At 56.7% G+C, this 17,551-nt stretch carries 18 protein-coding genes; 11 read left to right on the top strand and 7 right to left on the bottom strand.

The features are described 5' to 3' along the window. Positions 1–40: 40 nt before the first annotated feature. The 3 genes from HDF14_RS09515 to coaD all read right to left on the bottom strand — a co-directional run bounded on the left by HDF14_RS09515 (position 41) and on the right by coaD (position 3,021). Entirely contained in the window at positions 41–1,204 is a 1,164-nt protein-coding gene (locus tag HDF14_RS09515; RefSeq protein WP_183975857.1) for a mannose-1-phosphate guanylyltransferase, read from the bottom strand. Positions 1,205–1,271: 67 nt separating this feature from the next. Beyond that, complete coding sequence (locus tag HDF14_RS09510; RefSeq protein WP_183975855.1) at positions 1,272–2,468, bottom strand: pyridoxal phosphate-dependent aminotransferase; 1,197 nt, start codon at positions 2,466–2,468, stop codon at positions 1,272–1,274. Positions 2,469–2,526: 58 nt separating this feature from the next. Then, a complete protein-coding gene (coaD, locus tag HDF14_RS09505) occupies positions 2,527–3,021 on the bottom strand; it encodes a pantetheine-phosphate adenylyltransferase (protein ID WP_183975853.1) in 495 nt (164 codons plus the stop codon). Positions 3,022–3,148: 127 nt separating this feature from the next. Here coaD and HDF14_RS09500 point away from each other — a divergent pair, with 127 nt between their 5' ends. The 3 genes from HDF14_RS09500 to HDF14_RS09490 are packed head-to-tail and all read left to right on the top strand — an operon-like array spanning position 3,149 to position 4,858. Then, the gene (locus HDF14_RS09500) at positions 3,149–3,760 is read left to right on the top strand and encodes an RNA polymerase sigma factor (protein ID WP_183975851.1); all 612 of its coding nucleotides are present in this window, start codon (positions 3,149–3,151) and stop codon (positions 3,758–3,760) included. Further along, positions 3,757–4,269 (top strand): hypothetical protein, encoded by a 513-nt coding sequence (locus HDF14_RS09495; protein ID WP_183975849.1) that lies wholly within the window; start codon positions 3,757–3,759, stop codon positions 4,267–4,269. Before HDF14_RS09500 ends, HDF14_RS09495 begins: the two co-directional genes overlap by 4 nt. 1 nt (position 4,270) lies before the next feature. Beyond that, the gene (locus HDF14_RS09490) at positions 4,271–4,858 is read left to right on the top strand and encodes a Spy/CpxP family protein refolding chaperone (protein WP_183975847.1); all 588 of its coding nucleotides are present in this window, start codon (positions 4,271–4,273) and stop codon (positions 4,856–4,858) included. A gap of 398 nt (positions 4,859–5,256) precedes the next feature. Here HDF14_RS09490 and recA read toward each other — a convergent pair whose 3' ends face one another. Together recA and HDF14_RS09480 are read right to left on the bottom strand one after the other, a co-directional pair. After that, positions 5,257–6,324, bottom strand: a complete 1,068-nt coding sequence (gene recA, locus HDF14_RS09485; RefSeq protein WP_183975845.1) for a recombinase RecA — start codon at positions 6,322–6,324, stop codon at positions 5,257–5,259. A 116-nt stretch (positions 6,325–6,440) separates the two neighbouring features. Next, positions 6,441–7,898, bottom strand: coding sequence for a DUF5666 domain-containing protein (locus HDF14_RS09480; protein WP_183975843.1), 1,458 nt, complete (start codon positions 7,896–7,898; stop codon positions 6,441–6,443). Positions 7,899–8,179: 281 nt separating this feature from the next. On the opposite strand from HDF14_RS09480, the gene HDF14_RS09475 reads away from it, so the two are divergent. Continuing rightward, positions 8,180–8,476, top strand: coding sequence for an RcnB family protein (locus tag HDF14_RS09475; RefSeq protein ID WP_183975841.1), 297 nt, complete (start codon positions 8,180–8,182; stop codon positions 8,474–8,476). A 101-nt stretch (positions 8,477–8,577) separates the two neighbouring features. Here the strand turns inward: HDF14_RS09475 and HDF14_RS09470 are convergent, their stop codons facing one another. Continuing rightward, a complete protein-coding gene (locus HDF14_RS09470; RefSeq protein WP_183975839.1) occupies positions 8,578–9,486 on the bottom strand; it encodes an alpha/beta fold hydrolase in 909 nt (302 codons plus the stop codon). Positions 9,487–9,665: 179 nt separating this feature from the next. Here HDF14_RS09470 and HDF14_RS09465 point away from each other — a divergent pair, with 179 nt between their 5' ends. After that, positions 9,666–10,598 (top strand): LysR family transcriptional regulator, encoded by a 933-nt coding sequence (locus HDF14_RS09465; RefSeq protein WP_183975837.1) that lies wholly within the window; start codon positions 9,666–9,668, stop codon positions 10,596–10,598. 25 nt (positions 10,599–10,623) lie between these two features. Here HDF14_RS09465 and HDF14_RS09460 read toward each other — a convergent pair whose 3' ends face one another. Further along, entirely contained in the window at positions 10,624–12,198 is a 1,575-nt protein-coding gene (locus HDF14_RS09460; protein WP_183975835.1) for an FAD-dependent thymidylate synthase, read from the bottom strand. 74 nt (positions 12,199–12,272) lie between these two features. Here HDF14_RS09460 and HDF14_RS09455 point away from each other — a divergent pair, with 74 nt between their 5' ends. The 6 genes from HDF14_RS09455 to HDF14_RS09430 all read left to right on the top strand — a co-directional run bounded on the left by HDF14_RS09455 (position 12,273) and on the right by HDF14_RS09430 (position 17,379). Beyond that, positions 12,273–13,034 (top strand): YqjF family protein, encoded by a 762-nt coding sequence (locus HDF14_RS09455; RefSeq protein ID WP_183975826.1) that lies wholly within the window; start codon positions 12,273–12,275, stop codon positions 13,032–13,034. 62 nt (positions 13,035–13,096) lie between these two features. Continuing rightward, entirely contained in the window at positions 13,097–13,843 is a 747-nt protein-coding gene (fabG, locus tag HDF14_RS09450; protein WP_183975825.1) for a 3-oxoacyl-[acyl-carrier-protein] reductase, read from the top strand. A 391-nt stretch (positions 13,844–14,234) separates the two neighbouring features. Further along, the gene (locus HDF14_RS09445; protein WP_183975823.1) at positions 14,235–15,386 is read left to right on the top strand and encodes a hypothetical protein; all 1,152 of its coding nucleotides are present in this window, start codon (positions 14,235–14,237) and stop codon (positions 15,384–15,386) included. Positions 15,387–15,448: 62 nt separating this feature from the next. Next, positions 15,449–16,234: a class I SAM-dependent methyltransferase gene (locus HDF14_RS09440; protein ID WP_183975821.1), complete on the top strand. Its 786-nt coding sequence runs from the start codon at positions 15,449–15,451 to the stop codon at positions 16,232–16,234. Between the two features lie 257 nt (positions 16,235–16,491). Further along, positions 16,492–16,839 carry a helix-turn-helix domain-containing protein gene (locus HDF14_RS09435; RefSeq protein ID WP_260698189.1) on the top strand — a complete coding sequence of 116 codons (348 nt, stop codon included), beginning with the start codon at positions 16,492–16,494 and terminating at the stop codon, positions 16,837–16,839. 72 nt (positions 16,840–16,911) lie between these two features. Next, complete coding sequence (locus HDF14_RS09430; protein ID WP_183975819.1) at positions 16,912–17,379, top strand: GAF domain-containing protein; 468 nt, start codon at positions 16,912–16,914, stop codon at positions 17,377–17,379. Positions 17,380–17,551 lie beyond the last annotated feature (172 nt).

Genomic DNA, 17,551 nt, shown 5'->3' with positions numbered 1-17,551 from the left:
TGAATGAATTGATGCCACGACCGCAGATTAGAGATCAGTGCTAGATGAGATCTTCCCGCCCAGCACTCTTCAACTCCGCAACGACCTTGCCAACATCCTGCGATCGTTCACGAGTCGTAATCAGCAAGGCATCTTTCGTCTGAACCACAACAAGATTCGTCACGCCAACCAGCGCAATCACCTTACCTGGAGCGTGAATGTAGTTCCCACTCGAGTCGATCGAGATGCAAAGCGGATCTTCGCCTTCGAACACATTCACCAGCGAAACGTTCTCCGGCGGACAGCCAGACGCATGCTCATGCAGCGCCGACCAGCAGCCCAGATCATTCCACTCGAAGTCGCCTGGAAGACTGTAGATCTCAGCGCCTGCTTCGCCTTTAGCCGAGCGCGGCTCTAGAACCGCATAGTCGATGCTGATGTTGTCGCACAGCGGATAAACCTCGGTGAAGACGCGCTCGAACTCCTCCTTCGACGTGCGATGAGCCACAGCAATCCGCTCCAGCAACGGAGCCATCGCAGGACAATGCTCGCGAATCGCGTTAGCCAGAGTTCGCGCACTCCAGAGGAAGATGCCTCCATTCCACGCATAGTTCCCCGACGCAACAAACTGCTCCGCAACCTCGGCATTAGGCTTCTCGGTGAACCTCTTCACACGACGAACCGCAACTGAGCCAGGAACCTGCGAAGGCTTCACAACCTCGCCCAGTTCGATGTAGCCATAACCAGTCTCAGCGCGCGTCGGAGGAACGCCAAGAACGACAATCTTCTCCCCACTCGCAGCAAGGGCAATCCCAGCGCGAATCACCTCCGCAAACCGAGCTATATTCTTCACCACATGATCGGACGGAAAGATGCCAATCACCGTCTCTGGTGAACTCGGCTCCAGCAGGAACGCAGCAAGAGCACACGCAGGCGCAGTATTCCTCGCCGCAGGTTCGCTCAGGATATGCTCGCGAGACACCTCAGGAAGTTGCTCGGCGATAAGGTCATCCAGCAGGCTGTTCGTAATCACCCAGACTTCGGCGGGATCAACCAGCGGAGTCAGACGCTCAACCGTCTGCTGAATCATGGTGCGCTCTCCATCCAGAGCCAACACCTGCTTCGCACGCGCCTTTCGGCTACGAGGCCAGAACCGTGTTCCGCTGCCGCCTGCAAGAATTACCGGAGCGAACTTCAGCTCCGTCTTACTGCCTTCAATGGGCATAAGCCTCCATCTTAGTAAAAAGACCGCACTGTAAACGAGCAGTGCGGTCCAGACGTAAGATCAACAGCTAACTCAACGATGCGAAGTACTCTCGCATGCGCTTTACCCCTTCATCCACAACGTCGTGCGAAACGGCGTAGGAGAGCCGAATATGTTCTGAGGTACCAAAGGCTTCTCCGGGTACGACAACAACATGGGCCTCGCTCAACAGCTTCGCGGCCAAATCAGATGCCGACGTAATACCGCCCTTGCCAAGGAACTTGCTGATATTGGGATACAGATAAAAGGCTCCTTGCGGAACAGTGCAGGTAAGGCCTGGTATGGTCTTGAAGCCTGCCAGAGCCTGATCACGCAGTTTGATGTAGTCGGCGCGCATCTCCGAGACGCATTCCTGCGACCCAGTGAGCGCAGCAATTGACGCTCGCTGCACCATACTGGCGGTGTTTGAAGTGCTCTGAGACTGCAGCTTGCTCATAGCCGCGATGATCGGCTTTGGACCAAGAGCAAAACCCGCTCTCCAACCTGTCATCGCATAGGTCTTCGAGAGCGAACCTAGTACAACGATGTGCTCTTTGCAGTCAGTGAATGAGCCTCCGCTGACAACGTCTCCCGTGAACGTCAGGTAGACGTAGCACTCATCGAGCAAAACATAAATGCCATGCTTATGAGCCAAGCGGACGATAGCTTCCAGATCCTCGGGAGCGACCACAGCACCAGAAGGATTCGATGGGGTGTTAAGGATGATTGCCTTGGTCTTCGGCGTGATCGCAGTCTCAATCATCTTTGCGGTGATGCGGAAGTTCTCTGCTTCTTTGCTCTCGACCAAAACAACCTTGCCACCCGCGTACTGAATGATGTCCTTGAAAGAGACCCAATAAGGGACGGGAAGAATAACTTCATCGCCGTGGTCAACCAAAACCTGAATAGCATTGAAAAGAGCTAGCTTGCCGCCTGTGGTGAAGACGCACTCGTCAGGCGTGTAGTTTGAGCCGAAGTCGCAGGCGTGGCGATCCACGATCGCTTTGCGCACTTCGGGAATGCCAGCCACGTTCGTATAGCGCGTGAAGTTCTTCTCGATCGCCTCGATGGCTGCGTCCTTGATGTGACGCGGGGTGGAGAAGTGAGGTTCTCCCGCACCGAAGTCTGCAAGATTCACGCCTTCAGACTTGAGCTTCAACGCTGCGGCTGTGATCGCCATGGTTGCGGAAACTTCGATTCGGCCGATGCGGTCGGCAAATATCTTCGTGGCTGTCGCGGTGGTCATATCTCTAGTTTGGCAGATTTAGTCCACGAGATAAAGGGAGCAAGTCTTCTCATGGCCTTTAGAGCCGGTTTGGAACCTTGGCCTTAAGGCGCTCGACGACTAGTGGCGGCACAAGTGCGCTGACGTCGCCGCCAAGCTGAAAGACACCCTTAATCAGCCTTGAACTGACGTAAGTGTACTTTTCTGCAGGCATCATGAAGAGCGTTTCGAGCTCAGGATCGAGCTTCCGATTCATCATCGCCATCTGGAACTCATACTCGTAGTCGCTGATGGCCCGAATACCTCGCAGGACGGCCTTAGCTCCTTGTTGCCGGGCAAAGTCGACCAGAAGACCGTCGAATGTGGTAACTGAGACATTGCCAAAGCTGCGGGTCGCCTCAGTGATCATCTCTTCGCGCTCGGGAACGGTGAACAGAGGCGTCCCCTTTTCGGAGTTACGAAGGATCGCAACCACTAACTGATCCACAATCTTCGATCCTCGGGCGATCAGGTCGAGGTGCCCGTTGGTCAGTGGATCGAAGGTCCCGGGGTAGATCGCTTTTACGGTATGCATGCATGAGCAGCATACCTTGCTTTCTCCATAAAAAATAAATCCACGCTTTTCTGTAGTCTTGCGAGTACCCTCAGGCGTCTCTTCCAATAGCCAAAACATTCGGCGGTAACACGACCACGGTTCCTTCATGCCATCACAAGCTCTCAGTTCCGACAGTCTCTCCACCGAGCGGCCGACGCTCGTCGCACAAAAGGCGCCGGCTACTCCGCTCGACGACATGGATTCGATCGTTGCTACCTATGAACAGCGAATCTTCAGGTTTCATCTGGTCTCAATCAGAGATCGCGATGTTGCGCAGACTCTGACCCAGGACACCTTCGTCCGGGCCTGGTCGGCGCGCAGCAACTTCCGCGGCGATTGCTCGATATCAACATGGCTCATGCGCATCGCTCTGAACCTGGTTCGCGATCACACCCGTACAGACCGATTCAAGTTCTGGAAGAAGGTCTCTGATACCGCCGTCGATGTATCCGATATCTCAGCCCATGTTCCGCATCGCGACAGCTCGCTCGAATCGCGCCTGATCGCCAGCGAGCAGATGGCCTTGGTTTGGGAGAGTGTTGCGCAGCTCTCGGAGCGTCAGCGAAGCATCTTCCTTCTCCGCTTTCTTGAGGAGCTTGAGCTCTCCGAGATTGCCAGTATTACCGGTTTGCCGATCAGCACTGTCAAGACACATCTCTACCGCGCCCTCGCGACCATTCGGGCTCGCCATACCGCTGCTCTCAAGGACTCTCTATGAACCTCCACCTTACTCACGAGCAACTCTGCGATGTTCTTCTCGCCGACTCGTCCCAACAGTCTGTCGACGATCGCGACACCGATGTCGTCGGACAGCATCTTCAGGCTTGCCTGATCTGCTCAGCTGAGTTGAAGAGCCTACGCGATTCGCTCTCTCACTTCCGTGATGCGTCGGTCGCTTACTCGCGGCAGCAGTTCGCGCAGAGCTACGCACAGCGATCGTCGATTGCGCCTCCACACAGCGTGCTCTCGCAACCCCTTTACTGGGCTGCAGCGGGGGTGATCTTCGTCGCTGCCCTTTTTCCCATCACATTGCACCGGCAATCGGCTGCTCGCGAGGCGGTGAAGGCTGCTGCGGTGGCTGCTCAGAGCGCTGAGTCGGATGAGGCTTTGCTCTCCGATATCGACCAGAAGGTTTCTGCCGATGTGCCTTCGCCGATGCAGCCGCTGGCCGACCCAACCGACGAGACCACCTCGACGACTTCTACTTCAGACCAAAGGACAAACTGATATGCGCTTGAAACCTGTACTTTCGATTGTTTTATTCGCGACTCTTTCTGCAACTTTGTTGCCGGCACAACCACCCGCAGGAGGCCCTCCGCAGCCCGGCGGAGGGATGGATCGCAGCCGCGGGGGTTGGGGAGGAGGCGAAGGGATGCATGGCGGTCTTCGCATCGGACCTCCGGGAATCTGGTGGCATAACGCCGACCTGATCCAGAAGCTGGCGCTGACGCCGGACCAGCAGAAGAAGATGGATGACATCCTGCAGCAGAGCAGGCTGCAGTTGATCGATCTCAGAGCCAATGTCGAGAAGCAGGAGGTTCTGATGGAGCCGATGCTGGCAGCGAACCCTCCGGATACGAACAAGATCCTGGCGCAGATCGATCAGGCGGCTCAGGCTCGCGCAGAGCTTGAAAAAGCGAACGCAAAGATGTTGCTGGGCATTCGCAATGTGCTGACGCCCGACCAGTGGACCAAGCTGCAGGCCGAGCAGCGCGAACATCGCCGCACGAGAATGGGGGGCGGCAATAACGGTCCCGGTGGTCAGGGTGCGCCTCCTCCTCCAGGTGGTCCCGGTGGCGGCGAGGGGATGGAGTAGGAACGCTCCAGCTCCGGGTTGGTTTTCTCCTGATTCTGAAGGTACCCCCCCCCGGTTGCCTTCGTGTAAACTATTTATTTTGAATAACTTACAGGCATTAGATGTGCGCAAAATCTTCATTCTAAAAGACTTGCAGCCAAAATCGTCCAAGCAAAGGGGTTATTGCCGTTGGCTGGCTTGATCGCATAAAAAAGCCCCGAATAAACTCGGGGCTTTTTTGATTCTGTTTCCAGTATAAATTGTTTGGCATAACTCATACGCCACGGACATGTGGTTTGTTTGCAATCGTTTGGGATTGCATGGGGCTTGACAGCGTTTTTCCTGATAGTTTGTCGAACGAAGAAACGCCGGCGATTGGGTCGCCGGCGTTTCTTGTTGTGATCCCCTGCTTTTGCAGACTACTTTTTAGCGCGGACGGCTTCCTTGGCCTGAACGGGACCGTCGGCAGGAACCGGCGGGACGTCGGCAGAGGCCACGCCTGAGATGCCGAGCTTCTTGCGGAGTTCGGCGTCTACGCGGGCGAAGACGTCCTTGTTGTCCTTCATGAAGGTGCGGACGTTTTCGCGTCCCTGGCCGATGCGCTCGCCCTGATAGCTGTACCAGGCTCCGCTCTTGTCGACGATGTTGTGGAGTACGGCGAGGTCGAGGACGTCGCCCTCACGAGAGATGCCTTCGCCGTAGAGAATGTCGAACTCCGCGTCGCGGAAGGGGGCGGCGACCTTGTTCTTGACGATCTTGACCTTGGTGCGGGAGCCGACAACCGAATCGCCGTCCTTGACTGCGCCGATGCGGCGAATGTCGATGCGGACGGACGAGTAGAACTTGAGGGCCTTGCCGCCGGTGGTGGTTTCAGGGTTGCCGAACATGACACCGATCTTCTCGCGGATCTGGTTGATGAAGATGAGGCAGGTGCGGGACTTGGAGACCGTTCCGGTGAGCTTGCGGAGGGCCTGCGACATGAGACGCGCCTGGAGGCCCATGTGGGAGTCGCCCATCTCGCCGTCGAGTTCGGCCTTGGGGACCAGAGCGGCGACGGAGTCGACCACGAGGACGTCGATGGCGTTTGAGCGGACGAGGGCTTCGACGATCTCAAGGGCCTGTTCGCCGTAGTCGGGCTGGCTGACGAGGAGGTTATCGATGTCTACGCCAAGCTTTGCGGCGTATGCGGGGTCGAGCGCGTGTTCGGCGTCGACAAAGGCTGCGAGGCCGCCGGACTTCTGAGCTTCGGCAATGATCTGGAGGGTGATGGTGGTTTTGCCCGAGGACTCAGGACCGAAGATTTCGATGACGCGTCCACGTGGGACGCCGCCTACACCGAGGGCTGCGTCGAAAGAGATGGAGCCGGTAGAGATGACCGAAATCGGCACGACGTCCTTCGAGCCGAGCCGCATGATGGAACCTTTGCCAAACTGCTTTTCCAGCCCAGAAAGGGCCAGTTCTATTGCCTTGCTGCGGTCATCTGCCACGATATTTCGCTCCTGAGCGGTGGGTGAGAGGGAGGTTGATGTTTCAATTTGGGATTCTAGCATTCAAAACGGGAAAAGCAAATAAAAGGCGAACATAAAATGTTACGGAAGAGGTCCTAAAATGGGATACCAGCTCCGTAACCGGGGACGCCGTCTTCGATCTCGGTTGCGACCATGCGGAGTGTGCCTCCGTCGTCGAAGAGAAGTCCACGCACACGTGCAACCGAACCGACTGACAGAGGTGAAGTTGTAATGGTATGGGTTTCGGCGGTGGAGTAGGCTGCAACGGTTTGCGTCGAACCGAACAATGCAATGAGATCGTCGTTGAACAAGGTGATCTGGTACGAGGTCTGGCCGCTCACATTCGAGATTGCTGCGACCGTACCATTGATGGTCTGGGGCTCCAGCGTGACAATGTTCGGCACGGGATAGACATTGCCGACAGATTGCAGCGATTCGATTGGCGTAGCGATATTTTGCCCCGGAAGAATGGATTCGGCGTTCAGAGTCGGCGTGAATGGAAGGCCCGCTGGCGCGGTGCCACCGGGCCACGAGATCTCGAACTGCGTAGACATGTCGATCTGGAGGTAGTTGCTGTAGAACTCATTAACGAGATTGGGACCTTGTTGCTCGCGGCCCGAGCTTGCGATGTAGGTTTGAGATGTGTAATCGATGACCTGGCCAATCATGTCGTACTGCAATGAAGTCGCTTCCGTTTGGATGTGAGTAGCGAGCATGGAGCCGTCCGCCTCAAGTGCGGCGTCCACATCGACGTAGCTGCCAATCGGCGGTGTGGCGCCACTCACGCCTGTAAAGACCGTGGAAGAAGGGGTGTCGAAGGTGAAAGAACTACCGCTGTCAGTCGCGATCGTAAGGGCGCTGTCGGAGTTGGCAGTGACCTGACCATGTACATCTTCCACCTTGCCATCTTGAAGCGTGCTGGGATTTGCGGCAAGCGTAACGGCCGAGATTGAAAAGACAGGGTTGAAGGTGGTGTCGCCCCCGCCTGGAGCCAACGTAGATGAACCATCGAAAAATGGAGTGTATGTCGTCGACTGCGGAATATTAAGATTGAGCAGCATGCCCATTGCGCTCCCGGTGATCACCAGCGGAGTCTTCAACAAAAATTTCACTGCGATAGTCGGAGCCGTTTGAGGAGCTAATTTGTAGGTGGCCGTGTCGATATTTCCGGGACCAGCACTTCGATCGATTACAACGAAGTTCGATGGGCCGTAAGCCAGATTGACGGAGACATAGGTTTTCTGAGGAATATCTATGGTGACAAGGGGACGTGCGACTCCATTGATGGAGCCGAGCTCCACGAGTTGTGGCGTGGTGAGTATGGGGACAGATGTTCCGTCGTCGGCCAGAAGCGTAAGAGTTTGAATATTGAATTTGAAGATTGGGATCTTCGCGTTGTTTGTCGCTGTGATGAGCAGTGTGGCGTGGGTATCTGCAGGCAGCGAGCCTGATCCGCCACCAGAAGCGCACCCTGCAGAAAAGAGCAGAACAGACGAGGCAAGACACACAGCCGTCAGCACGCGGCTGCGGGATTCATACATCAACTTTCCCATTGAACAGACCTCTGCATTGTGTTCAAGAGTGATTCGGATAACAGTTTACTTTCTGAGAAAGAATAGTCGACTAGTAACGTTGCGGCTATTCGGTGACGAATTATCAATCGACAAAATAAATATGATCTTTGTCTTGAAGATGCCACTCGGCGCAGACGTTTTCAATGAGCCAGAAGTTGCACGCAGCGAAGCAATTTTAACGATGATTTGGCTTCGCAGTCTGGTGGTCCAGGCAAGCAACGCGACATGTTTTATGCGAATCGAATTGTCCAGGAGCGTATATGAGACTACTTCGCAAAGCTTTAGCCTTTACAACTTTGGCCGCAACTCTTAGTGCGGGCCTCGCATTCGCTGAAGATCATGACCACGATCACTATGTTCGTCATGACGAATGGAAGAAAGGTGCCCAGATTCATCACGAAGATTGGGATAGGGGCCAGCGGGTCGACTATCGTCACTATCACCTGCAGGAACCGCCGCGTGGCTATGAATGGCGTGATGTCGATGGAAACTACGTTCTTGCAGCAGCCGCTACAGGTGTAATTGCTACCGCCATTGTCGCTTCGACGGTTCACTAATTTTGAGTTTTGAGGAACATAATTCTAGAAAACACCCCATCGCGGCTTGTGTTTCGCGCTGGGGTGTTTTTATGCGATGAGGTTGAGATATCTATTGTCCGCTACTTCTTCGCGGCGACGTTGGCGTCATAGAAACGATGGATGTGCTGAGCGATGTGGGGCAAACAATCCTCTACTGCGAAGTGTCCTGCACTGAGGCGATGGATCTCCGCATTGGGGAGCTCGTTGAGGTAGGCTTCGCCGCCGGCCGGCGTGAAGAAGATGTCGCCCTGTCCCCAGAAGATGATTGTTTTCGGCTGGCGCTCTTTGAGGAAGGCCTGCCACTTTGAATAGAGTGTGACGTTGGTGCGATAGTCGTAGAAGAGGTCGAGCTGAATCTGTCTGCCGTGTGGACGCTGCAGGGTTAGAAGGTAGTCGGAGTTCCAGTTGTCGGGACTGATGAGTTCTGGTTTCGTCGAACCTGTCAGGTATACGGCCTTTACGGTGTCGAGTTCGAGGAGGCCTGCAACTGCTGCCTCGTTCTCGGGGCTGCGATCCTTCCATAGTGCGTTGCGCAGTCCACCCCATGCATCCGTGAAGCCGACTTCGTAGGCGTTTGTGTTCTGGATGACGAGCCACTCCAACTGCTCCGGCTTTTTCGTGGCGATACGAAATCCTACCGGGCCGCCGTAGTCCTGGAGGAACATTCCGAATCGCTTGAAACCCTTTTTGTCCAGAAAGCGGTCGATGACTTCGGAGAACTTGTCAAAGGTGTAGGGAAAGGTGGAAGGATCTGGTGTGTCGCTGTTTCCGAAGCCGGGGTAGTCGGGCGAGATGACGTGGAAGCGGTCAGCGAGCGCAGGGATAAGGTTTCGATACTGATGGGAAGAAGACGGGAAGCCGTGCAGTAGAACGAGCTTCGGGTGTGAGGGATCGCCCGCTTCTCGATACGCGATGCTGATGCCATCCACAGAGAGTGTTTCGTACCTCACCGTGTTCGCTGAGATAGCTGGGGAATAGGTCGATGTCATGTTTTTCTCCTTCGATTAAGCGCCGGGGTTGAATTGCATGGAATCATTCCGCCAGCGCTTGCGGAACGAGTCTTGCGGATTGGAGCGTAGCGCTGGTTAGAAGTAACACTGTTTGTTTTACTAACTGTCATCGATAAGACTGATAACTGTACAAGGAGAACGGTGATAGGCTGCTTGCCATGGAACTGCGTCACCTTAGATACTTCTGCGCTGTTGCCGAGAACCGAAGTTTCACCCTCGCCGCAAGGCGGTTGAATGTCTCGCAGTCGGGAGTGAGCGGTCAGGTTCGTGATCTCGAGCGTGAGTTGGGTGCTACGCTGCTGCATCGAAATCAGCGCGAGGTTTGGCTGACACCGGAGGGGACGATTTTCTGGGAGGAGGCACGTGAGATACTGCTGCGGGCAGAACGCGCGATTGAACTGACAAAGAAATCGTCGCTGGGAACTACCGGCAAATTGACGGTTGGCCTTTGTGGCCCTGTAACGGCTTCGTTTCTTCCTCGACTGATCCGCAAGTTTCGTCGGCAATCTCCTGCTATAACTCTCGCACTGAGGGAGCGGGTACCGTCTGAGCAGATCGACGCGCTTCTCAACGGGCAGATCGATATTGGCTTCACGCGGAGCGTTTCGGCAGAGGCGAAACATCTGGTGAATCAAATAAAACTTTTTCGCGAGCCTGTCGTGGTCGCATTGCCGAAGGATCATCCTCTTGCGGCAAACGCGGAGGTTGCGCCTTCAGCACTCGCGTCGAACAAACTAGTGCTTTACTACCGCGATGGCGCACCGGAGATCTTCGACGGGATCGTGTCGATGTGCCAAACTGCGAAGTTCTCCCCGAAGATTGGAGATACGCCGCCGTCATGGCAATCCGTTCTGACGATGGTTGAAGCCGGCGAGGGAGTTTCGCTGGTACCCAAGTGTGTCCAACATCTTCACAGCAACGATGTGGTCTTTCGACCATTGCAGGGCAAAGGCATTCAACTGGACGCCATCGTGATCTGGCGTGGCAGCGAAACAAATATTGTCGTACAGAAGTTTTTGGATCTTCTTCGGTCGGGCGATATAAATCCCGGAGACAAAAAACGGCGACGACCGCGGACAGGGGCGTCCTAGTTTGGTTTCGCTGGTTGTTGTTGCACTATCGCCGGAGTAGATCTACCGGTTCGTTGACGTCTTCGATGCGGAAATATTGGGCGAGCGATGGGTGTTTGTGGGCGATGGCCTTGTACATCTCCCAGGCTACGCGGCGGTAGCTGAAGTGGCCGGCAACGCCGGAGCGGAGTTCGGAGATGTAGAGGGCTTCGGCGAAGTCCATCTTGAAGAGTGAACGGCAACGAGTTGCCAGTGGGAGAAGGTACTGCGCCGATTGCGCAGCCTCGGGAACATCGCTGTCGCGCAGGGTGCGGTAGGTGGTGGAGATGGCGGCGAGAGCTTCGCTGTAAACGGTGGCGAGGCCCGCTTCGGCGAGCGTGGGCTGACCGGGGCAGATGGGCTCGTCGTAGCCGTGGAGGTCGGTGTAGGGCTGGAGGAGCTGGACGCAGCGGCGATGGCGGTGCATGTCGCGGAAGCCGCCGATGTCCATGAGGATGTCGAAGCGAAGGCTGTGGCCGGAGGAGAAGCTGCGGAGGAGTTCGTCGTGACGGCCTCGATGTTTGGTGCCGAGGGAGACGATCTCACCGCGTTGGTTGGCGCTGAGAGCCGCGACGTTATGCCTGATCTGGCGGTAGGGGTGGTGGCAGTGCGGGTAGAGGAGCGAGGTGGCGAGTTCGACCTCGAGGGGCTCGTCGCCGTCGAGGAGATCGACCGCGGGCGAGGGGGCGATGGGCTGGGTGCCCATGAGGACGCGTGCAGCGTGGGCTAGTTCGCTGCGGGTTTCGCGTTGGTAGTCGTTGGGGGTTGCGTACTTGACCAGCGTGGGCGCGGTTTTGACGGGGCGCAGGAAGGCCTCATGAGCGCGTCGGCCGCAGTCGGCGTCGAGGGAGGCAATCTCTTCGCAGAGAACCTCGCCGGCTCCGTGCTGGACGTTCCAGGCTGGCTCGGAGGCGGCGGTGCGGAGCTTTTCGCCGAGTTGGCGGACCTCGGCGAAGTTGCTCGTGAGCAGGCGGGAGACCTGGGTTTCAAGGGTGCGAGCGTTGACGATCTGGCCGAGGGAAGTGTTCGTTGCGAGCGGCAGGAGGTAGCGGGCGACATCGAAGGCGCGGGCCTTGAGCGTGCGCTCGTAAGCGTCGGGCTTCATGGATTCGGGCTGCGGAATGGCGGCCTTGAGCGCGGTGAGCATGCCGACGCTGATCTTGTCGTAGGTGGTGAAGAGTCGCCCGACGGCGGCGGTGAAGGCGGGGGTTTCGGAGCCGAGGTCTGGTGTGAACCAGCCGGAGAGGCGGAAGTTTTGATAACGGGTGGAGCGCTCCTGGCCGTCCCAGCGTGTCTCGTCGACGAGTTCGATGGCGGCGAGAAGGGAGAGGCGCTCGATGGCGAAGGGGATGTGGGCGAGGTCGGCGATGGAGCGATGGCCGTAGGCGAAGTAGAAGGTGTTGAGGAACTGCTCGGCGCGTTGGGAGCTGATTTCGGCGAGCGACTCCTTCATGGTGAGAGCGGAGCGGGAGTACTTGGCCATGGCGTAGGCGAGCACCTCGGGGTCGGCACCATGGATGGCGTAGACGTCGGTCTCGGTGGCGGGAGGAGGGAGGAAGGTGTTTTTCTGGCTGTCGGACATGGTGATGCTCAGGATACTTGATCCTGTCGAAGTGGATTTCCGAAGAGTAATTCGATGACGACTATGCTGGAGTAATGGATGTTCTGAGCTCCCTCGCGCATCGGCCTTACCTATTGCCGGCCGGGCGGTGGAGGATGGCACAGCGATGGAACGATCTACTATTTGCGCATTGGCCGATTGCCCCGGAGGCGATGGCGCGGCTGGTACCGGCAGGACTTGAAGTGGACAGCTTCGACGGATGGGCGTGGGTCGGTGTGGTGCCGTTCTGGATGGATCGGGTGCGGACACGTGCGTTTGGGCAGAGATGCGTCACCGTTCCGAGCACGGGGGAGTTTTGCGAGTTGAATCTGCGGACGTATGTTCGATCGCGGATTACAGGGTTGCGTGGGGTATATTTTTTTTCGCTCGATGCAGCGAGTGCGCTGGCTGTTGCCGGTGCGCGGGCGCTGTTTCATCTGCCATATTTTCCGGCCAGCATGCAGCGAGAGATTTCGGCGGATGGGGCAATCGAGTACATGAGCAGAAGGTTGATGACGAGGGAGAGCGTTCGGTTTGAAGCGAACTATCGCGGACTGGGCGAGGTTGCGGGGCCTAGTGTCGACGGTACGCTGGAATATTTTTTGACGGAGCGATACTGTCTGTTTACTCCGCACGGAGGGCGGGTGCTGGTGGGACACATTCATCATCCTCCCTGGCCGTTGGAGCGAGCCGAAGCGGAGATTCGCGTGAATGAGCTGCCTGCTGCGCACGGAATCGCGCTGCCGGAACGCGCGCCAGTGCTGCACTTCGCGCGGGAGTTGAGCGTGTACATCTGGTCGCTGCGGGAAGACCGCTAGTCTGGCTCGCGGAGTTCCGAGCTGCGCTTCGTATAATGGGTGAGTTCGGTTCGAGGAGGTTCATGAGCATTAACGCTGGTCGTATTGCATTGGTTACCGGGGCGTCTCAGGGGATTGGTCGCGCATGTGCGCTGGAGTTGGCACGGGCGGGAGCGACGGTGGCGCTGGCAGCGAGAAATCTCGACAAGCTGGCGGGGGTTGCTGCGGAGATTACGGCTGCGGGCGGTAAGGCACATGCGTTTGCGCTGGATGTCGCGAACGAAGAGTCGATCAAGGAGTGCGCCAAGGCGGTGATTGCGCACTTCGGCGCAGTGAATATCCTGGTGAACAACGCTGGAATCACGCGGGACATTCTGGCGCTGCGGATGAAGCGGAAGGATTGGGACGATGTTCTGACGACGAACCTGACGGGCGCATTTCTGATGACGCAGGCGGTGATGTCGCAGATGGTGAAGGGCCGGTGGGGACGGATCATCAATGTGACCTCTGTGGTGGGAGAGACTGGGCAAGCGGGCCAGGCGAACTATGCGGCTTCAAAGGCAGGGCTGATTGGGTTGACCAAGTCGCTGGCTCGCGAGCTGGCGAGCCGGACGATTACGGTAAATGCAGTGGCACCTGGATTTATCGAGACGGCGATGACAGAGGTGTTGACCGAAGATCAAAAGGCGATGAACGCGCAGTTCATTCCGCTGGGTCGAGTTGGGACCGATGTCGAGGTCGCGCATGCGGTTGCGTTTCTTGCCTCGGAGGAGGCAGCCTACATCACGGGCCACACATTGGACGTCAACGGCGGCATGTACATGGGGTAACTGGTGTCGAGTTACCAGTTGGAGGAACTTTTTAAGTTTCGGTCTCGTGCTTGACTTGCTGTAAAGTCTTTCTAGCACTCGATTTATGGTTTGGATTTTCGTATGTCGAGGTCTATCTTTTGTGCCCGTTCAGAGCTATTTTGGGATTACTTCTTATAGACGCAGGGGGTAGGCATTGAAAAATCCGCTCCAGAAACACTGCAGTAACAGTTGAACTGGGAAGATCCGGATTGATGAATTTGGCGTACGCTTTTTAGCCGCCATGTAACACATCTGCCAAAGATCTTTATTTTCTTCGCCCCATGACCGGCCATAGAGCTGGCGAGATGCATCAGAAGCAGTAGCCCAGCAAAAAAACACCCGCATCATTTTCAGCGATCTTCGGTTCACTATGCTTTCGACCAGTCATGAAGTGAAGGATTTACTGGGGAACGATCTGGACACCGTGCACTTTTTCGTTCTGCGCGGACGAGCCGCGATTCTGCGGATTCAGCCTGTGCTGGTGCGTCTGAGTTCTCTCTGCGAACAGACCGGGGCAATGGACTACCTAGAATACTTCCTTACCGGACCTGACAACCTGAAGAAGATCCCCTATCTCGTGCTTGTAGGGAAGCGCTCGGATTTAAACCTGACCGAACTGCGGGCCGAAGATTTGAAGGGCGCGGTCCTGGTCTATGAGTACAAGGTGCTCGGGATGCCGTCGCGCGTCTTCACTACGAGCGACTTCAATGGCAGTAGAGCTGTGATAGCACCCCCTACCGAACGGACGAAGATCTCGGCAAGTGTGGGTCGCTACCTGATGGCGCATAGCGCGCAGGTTGTGATGCTCAGCTATGCAGGCGAAGGCAACGAGAAATGGTCGGAGTGCTTCGACGGCTCGGAGGGAGATAAGAAGCGTCTGTGGACGACACAGACACGCGAAGTTGGGGCAACTATTGTGCTGGAGAAGACGGGCGATGAGACCCTGGCAGCTATGGGCAAGCACACGCGGCGTAATCTGAGGTACTACCGCCGAAAGGCCGAAGCGGAGTTGGGATGCACCTTCGAGGGCGATGTGAAGAGTGTGCTGAACAAGGCTCAGCTGATCGAATTGAACGCGGCGTCGACACATCCTGTCTCGGAGGTCGTTCTCGAGAGGCGATACCGCACGATGAAGGAGCTGGACGGGCTGTTTTGCGTTGGAGTGAAGACGCCGGACGGCCAGTGGATGGGCCTGCTCGGCGGCAGGAGACATCATGGAGTGTCCGAGATTGACTGGCAGATGAATCGCGGGGGTCTCGAGAAGTACTCTGTCGGGACGGTGATTCGTGCCTACCTGATCGAACATGAGATTGCGATTGGAACGGACAGACTGTTCTTCGAGGGCGGAACACCACACTCGATGCGGAATGCATTTATTTCCGAGAAGGCAGTCGATATTGTGGTGGCGCAACGTTCGCTCTTTGTCTCGCTGCTGCGCCGGTTGGCCCACTGGTCGCCGCCAAAAAATAACTTTTTGCTGCAGACGCTTGTCGATCCTGCACTACGGTGGGAACTGCATTGAGTTTTCTGCGAAGGGATGAAAGATGGGCGGGGCTTCGTTCCTGACGCAGACAAGATAACGCAATGACGAGAATCAACACGGCATGGTCGAAGCTGCGATGGTCGCTCGCCCAGCGTGGGCTGCGCGGCACGATGCGGACCGCACTGGGGCGGCTGCATCACCAGGACAAGGCACCCGGTGGGGAAAAGCCTCTGCTGCATCCGTTCGACCGGCGCTATGGCGTCGATACGAGTGGGCTGATCGGTGGCGGCGACCTGCGCTCGGGACATAAAAACGATGTGTTCAACACCGCGTACTACGGAATGGCTCCGTCGCGGTTTCGGCGGGTGATGGAGGACTGGATTGCCGACTCGGGCCATGCAGCGATCTCTCAGTACAGTTTTGTCGATCTGGGTTGCGGGAAGGGGCGTCCGGTCATGATGGCCTCCGAGTTTCAGTTTCGGCAGGCGATCGGTGTGGAACTGAACGCATCGTTGGCCAAAACTGCCGAGGCGAATCTCACAGTGTGGACCGGCGCGGGACGAGCGGTGTGTCCAGTCCAGATTCTTTGTCAGGATGCGACGGAGTTTTCGTTTCCCGAGGGACCTTGCCTGCTCTATCTCTTCAACCCGTTCGCGGCGCCGGTGGTGAAGCGTTTGATCGAGCGGTTGGAGAGCGAATTTGCAGATCGGCCAGGTCTGCTGGACGTGATCTACTTCAACCCGGAGGCAGGCGAGGTGTTCGACGCCCATGCAGGTTTCAAGCTTCTCTGGACCGGGACTGTGGAAATGTCGGAGGAAGATGCGGCGGCCGACCACGTAGCCTCACCGGAGGATCTGTGCAGCGTCTACCGGTGGATTGGGGTATAACCCGGGATTACTTCGGAGTTAGTAATTGATCCGTTAATGATGGGCTCGGTTCCATATCTGAGCAGGGTTCAAGTAAGGCTTCAGGGTTTGGCCGGTAACTCCCTCTGCATGAACCTGGGATGGTTCGGGATTCACACGGTCACCTAAGATAGTCATTGACCAAGTCGTTGCGGGTGTTTACTTTGTGGCTAATGGCTGACATGCAAACTATCCCTGTAGATGTGGCGAACGAGTCGATTGAGGCTCTTTCGATCTCGATGAATATCGGTACGACAATTCGCGGATACCGTCTGCAAAAGGGCATGTCGCAGGGCGACATCGAGAAGCGAACCGGACTTCTGCGGTGTTACCTCTCGCGCGTGGAGAACGGCCACACAGTGCCCTCCCTTGAGACGCTGCAGAAGATCGCACGGGCTCTTGACCTGCAGCTCTCGGAGTTCTTCGCCGAGGAGGCGATGGCCAAGGAGATGTCGGGGCTGAACCTTGGCGAAGAGGAGATTCGATTCTTGACCCAGGTGCAGCGGTACTCGGCCCACCTGTCGGAGAGCGACCGAAGACTGCTCCTCGCTATGGTGCGGAAGTTCGCCCAGACGACGCTCAGCTAACGGGACTTCCCTTCCCCATAATTTGCCGCGAAAGACAACCCTCTTCCCTGACGAAGACCGGAGGATCGACTGGTGCCGGATAGCGAACTGCTGGGTACGCTCAGGAACATTACTGCCGAAGACTCAGACCGCGCAATCAAAGCGAAACGAATCGTGGATGCGATTCGGAAGGAAGGCTCCTGGCGCTGGGTGGGGATCTACGATGTCGACTTTCAGCGCGGTCTGGTGGTGAATATCGCGTGGAGTGGATACTCCGCTCCCTCTCATCAGGCGTTTCCGATTACCCAGGGTCTCACTTCAAGGGCGATCGCTGGAAGAAGAACCATCAATGCGGGGAATGTGGCCGATGACTCAGGCTACATGACTACGTTCGACAGTACCCGTGCGGAGATTATCGTTCCGATTCTCGGCCATGGCGAGCGCGTAATCGGTACGCTGGATGTGGAGAGCGAACATCTGAACGCATTTGATGTAGAGGCGCAGGCGCTACTGGAAGAGAGTGCGCGCGTGCTGGAAGAGTTCTGGGCCAAGGGCGAATAAGACCGGGCTGCGATAGGGCTCTGTACTCCTGATTGGCGAATACCCTATCATGCCAGCGTCGAGCATCGCGTGCTGCATTCAGCAAAAAATCCGCGATTCTCGCGAACTCAACTCTCTCGCCGAACGTATGCGCATGTATTCCAAGTGAGAGCACGCAGACGTCACGTTCGAT

It is taken from the genome of Tunturiibacter gelidiferens (genome assembly GCF_014201335.1).
In the GTDB taxonomy this organism is placed as follows: domain Bacteria; phylum Acidobacteriota; class Terriglobia; order Terriglobales; family Acidobacteriaceae; genus Edaphobacter; species Edaphobacter lichenicola_E.
The sequence above is the reverse complement of the archived record's forward strand: the minus strand, read 5'-3'. Positions and strand labels throughout refer to the sequence as shown.

Bases quoted from the DNA above. Each gene is read 5' to 3' on its own strand.
- HDF14_RS09515 (WP_183975857.1), bottom strand. From the start codon at position 1,204: ATGCCCATTGAAGGCAGTAAGACGGAGCTGAAGTTCGCTCCGGTAATT.
- HDF14_RS09510 (WP_183975855.1), bottom strand. From the start codon at position 2,468: ATGACCACCGCGACAGCCACGAAGATATTTGCCGACCGCATCGGCCGA.
- coaD (WP_183975853.1), bottom strand. From the start codon at position 3,021: ATGCATACCGTAAAAGCGATCTACCCCGGGACCTTCGATCCACTGACC.
- HDF14_RS09500 (WP_183975851.1), top strand. From the start codon at position 3,149: ATGCCATCACAAGCTCTCAGTTCCGACAGTCTCTCCACCGAGCGGCCG.
- HDF14_RS09495 (WP_183975849.1), top strand. From the start codon at position 3,757: ATGAACCTCCACCTTACTCACGAGCAACTCTGCGATGTTCTTCTCGCC.
- HDF14_RS09490 (WP_183975847.1), top strand. From the start codon at position 4,271: ATGCGCTTGAAACCTGTACTTTCGATTGTTTTATTCGCGACTCTTTCT.
- HDF14_RS09480 (WP_183975843.1), bottom strand. From the start codon at position 7,898: ATGGGAAAGTTGATGTATGAATCCCGCAGCCGCGTGCTGACGGCTGTG.
- HDF14_RS09475 (WP_183975841.1), top strand. From the start codon at position 8,180: ATGAGACTACTTCGCAAAGCTTTAGCCTTTACAACTTTGGCCGCAACT.
- HDF14_RS09470 (WP_183975839.1), bottom strand. From the start codon at position 9,486: ATGACATCGACCTATTCCCCAGCTATCTCAGCGAACACGGTGAGGTAC.
- HDF14_RS09465 (WP_183975837.1), top strand. From the start codon at position 9,666: ATGGAACTGCGTCACCTTAGATACTTCTGCGCTGTTGCCGAGAACCGA.
- HDF14_RS09460 (WP_183975835.1), bottom strand. From the start codon at position 12,198: ATGTCCGACAGCCAGAAAAACACCTTCCTCCCTCCTCCCGCCACCGAG.
- HDF14_RS09455 (WP_183975826.1), top strand. From the start codon at position 12,273: ATGGATGTTCTGAGCTCCCTCGCGCATCGGCCTTACCTATTGCCGGCC.
- fabG (WP_183975825.1), top strand. From the start codon at position 13,097: ATGAGCATTAACGCTGGTCGTATTGCATTGGTTACCGGGGCGTCTCAG.
- HDF14_RS09445 (WP_183975823.1), top strand. From the start codon at position 14,235: ATGCTTTCGACCAGTCATGAAGTGAAGGATTTACTGGGGAACGATCTG.
- HDF14_RS09440 (WP_183975821.1), top strand. From the start codon at position 15,449: ATGACGAGAATCAACACGGCATGGTCGAAGCTGCGATGGTCGCTCGCC.
- HDF14_RS09435 (WP_260698189.1), top strand. From the start codon at position 16,492: ATGAATATCGGTACGACAATTCGCGGATACCGTCTGCAAAAGGGCATG.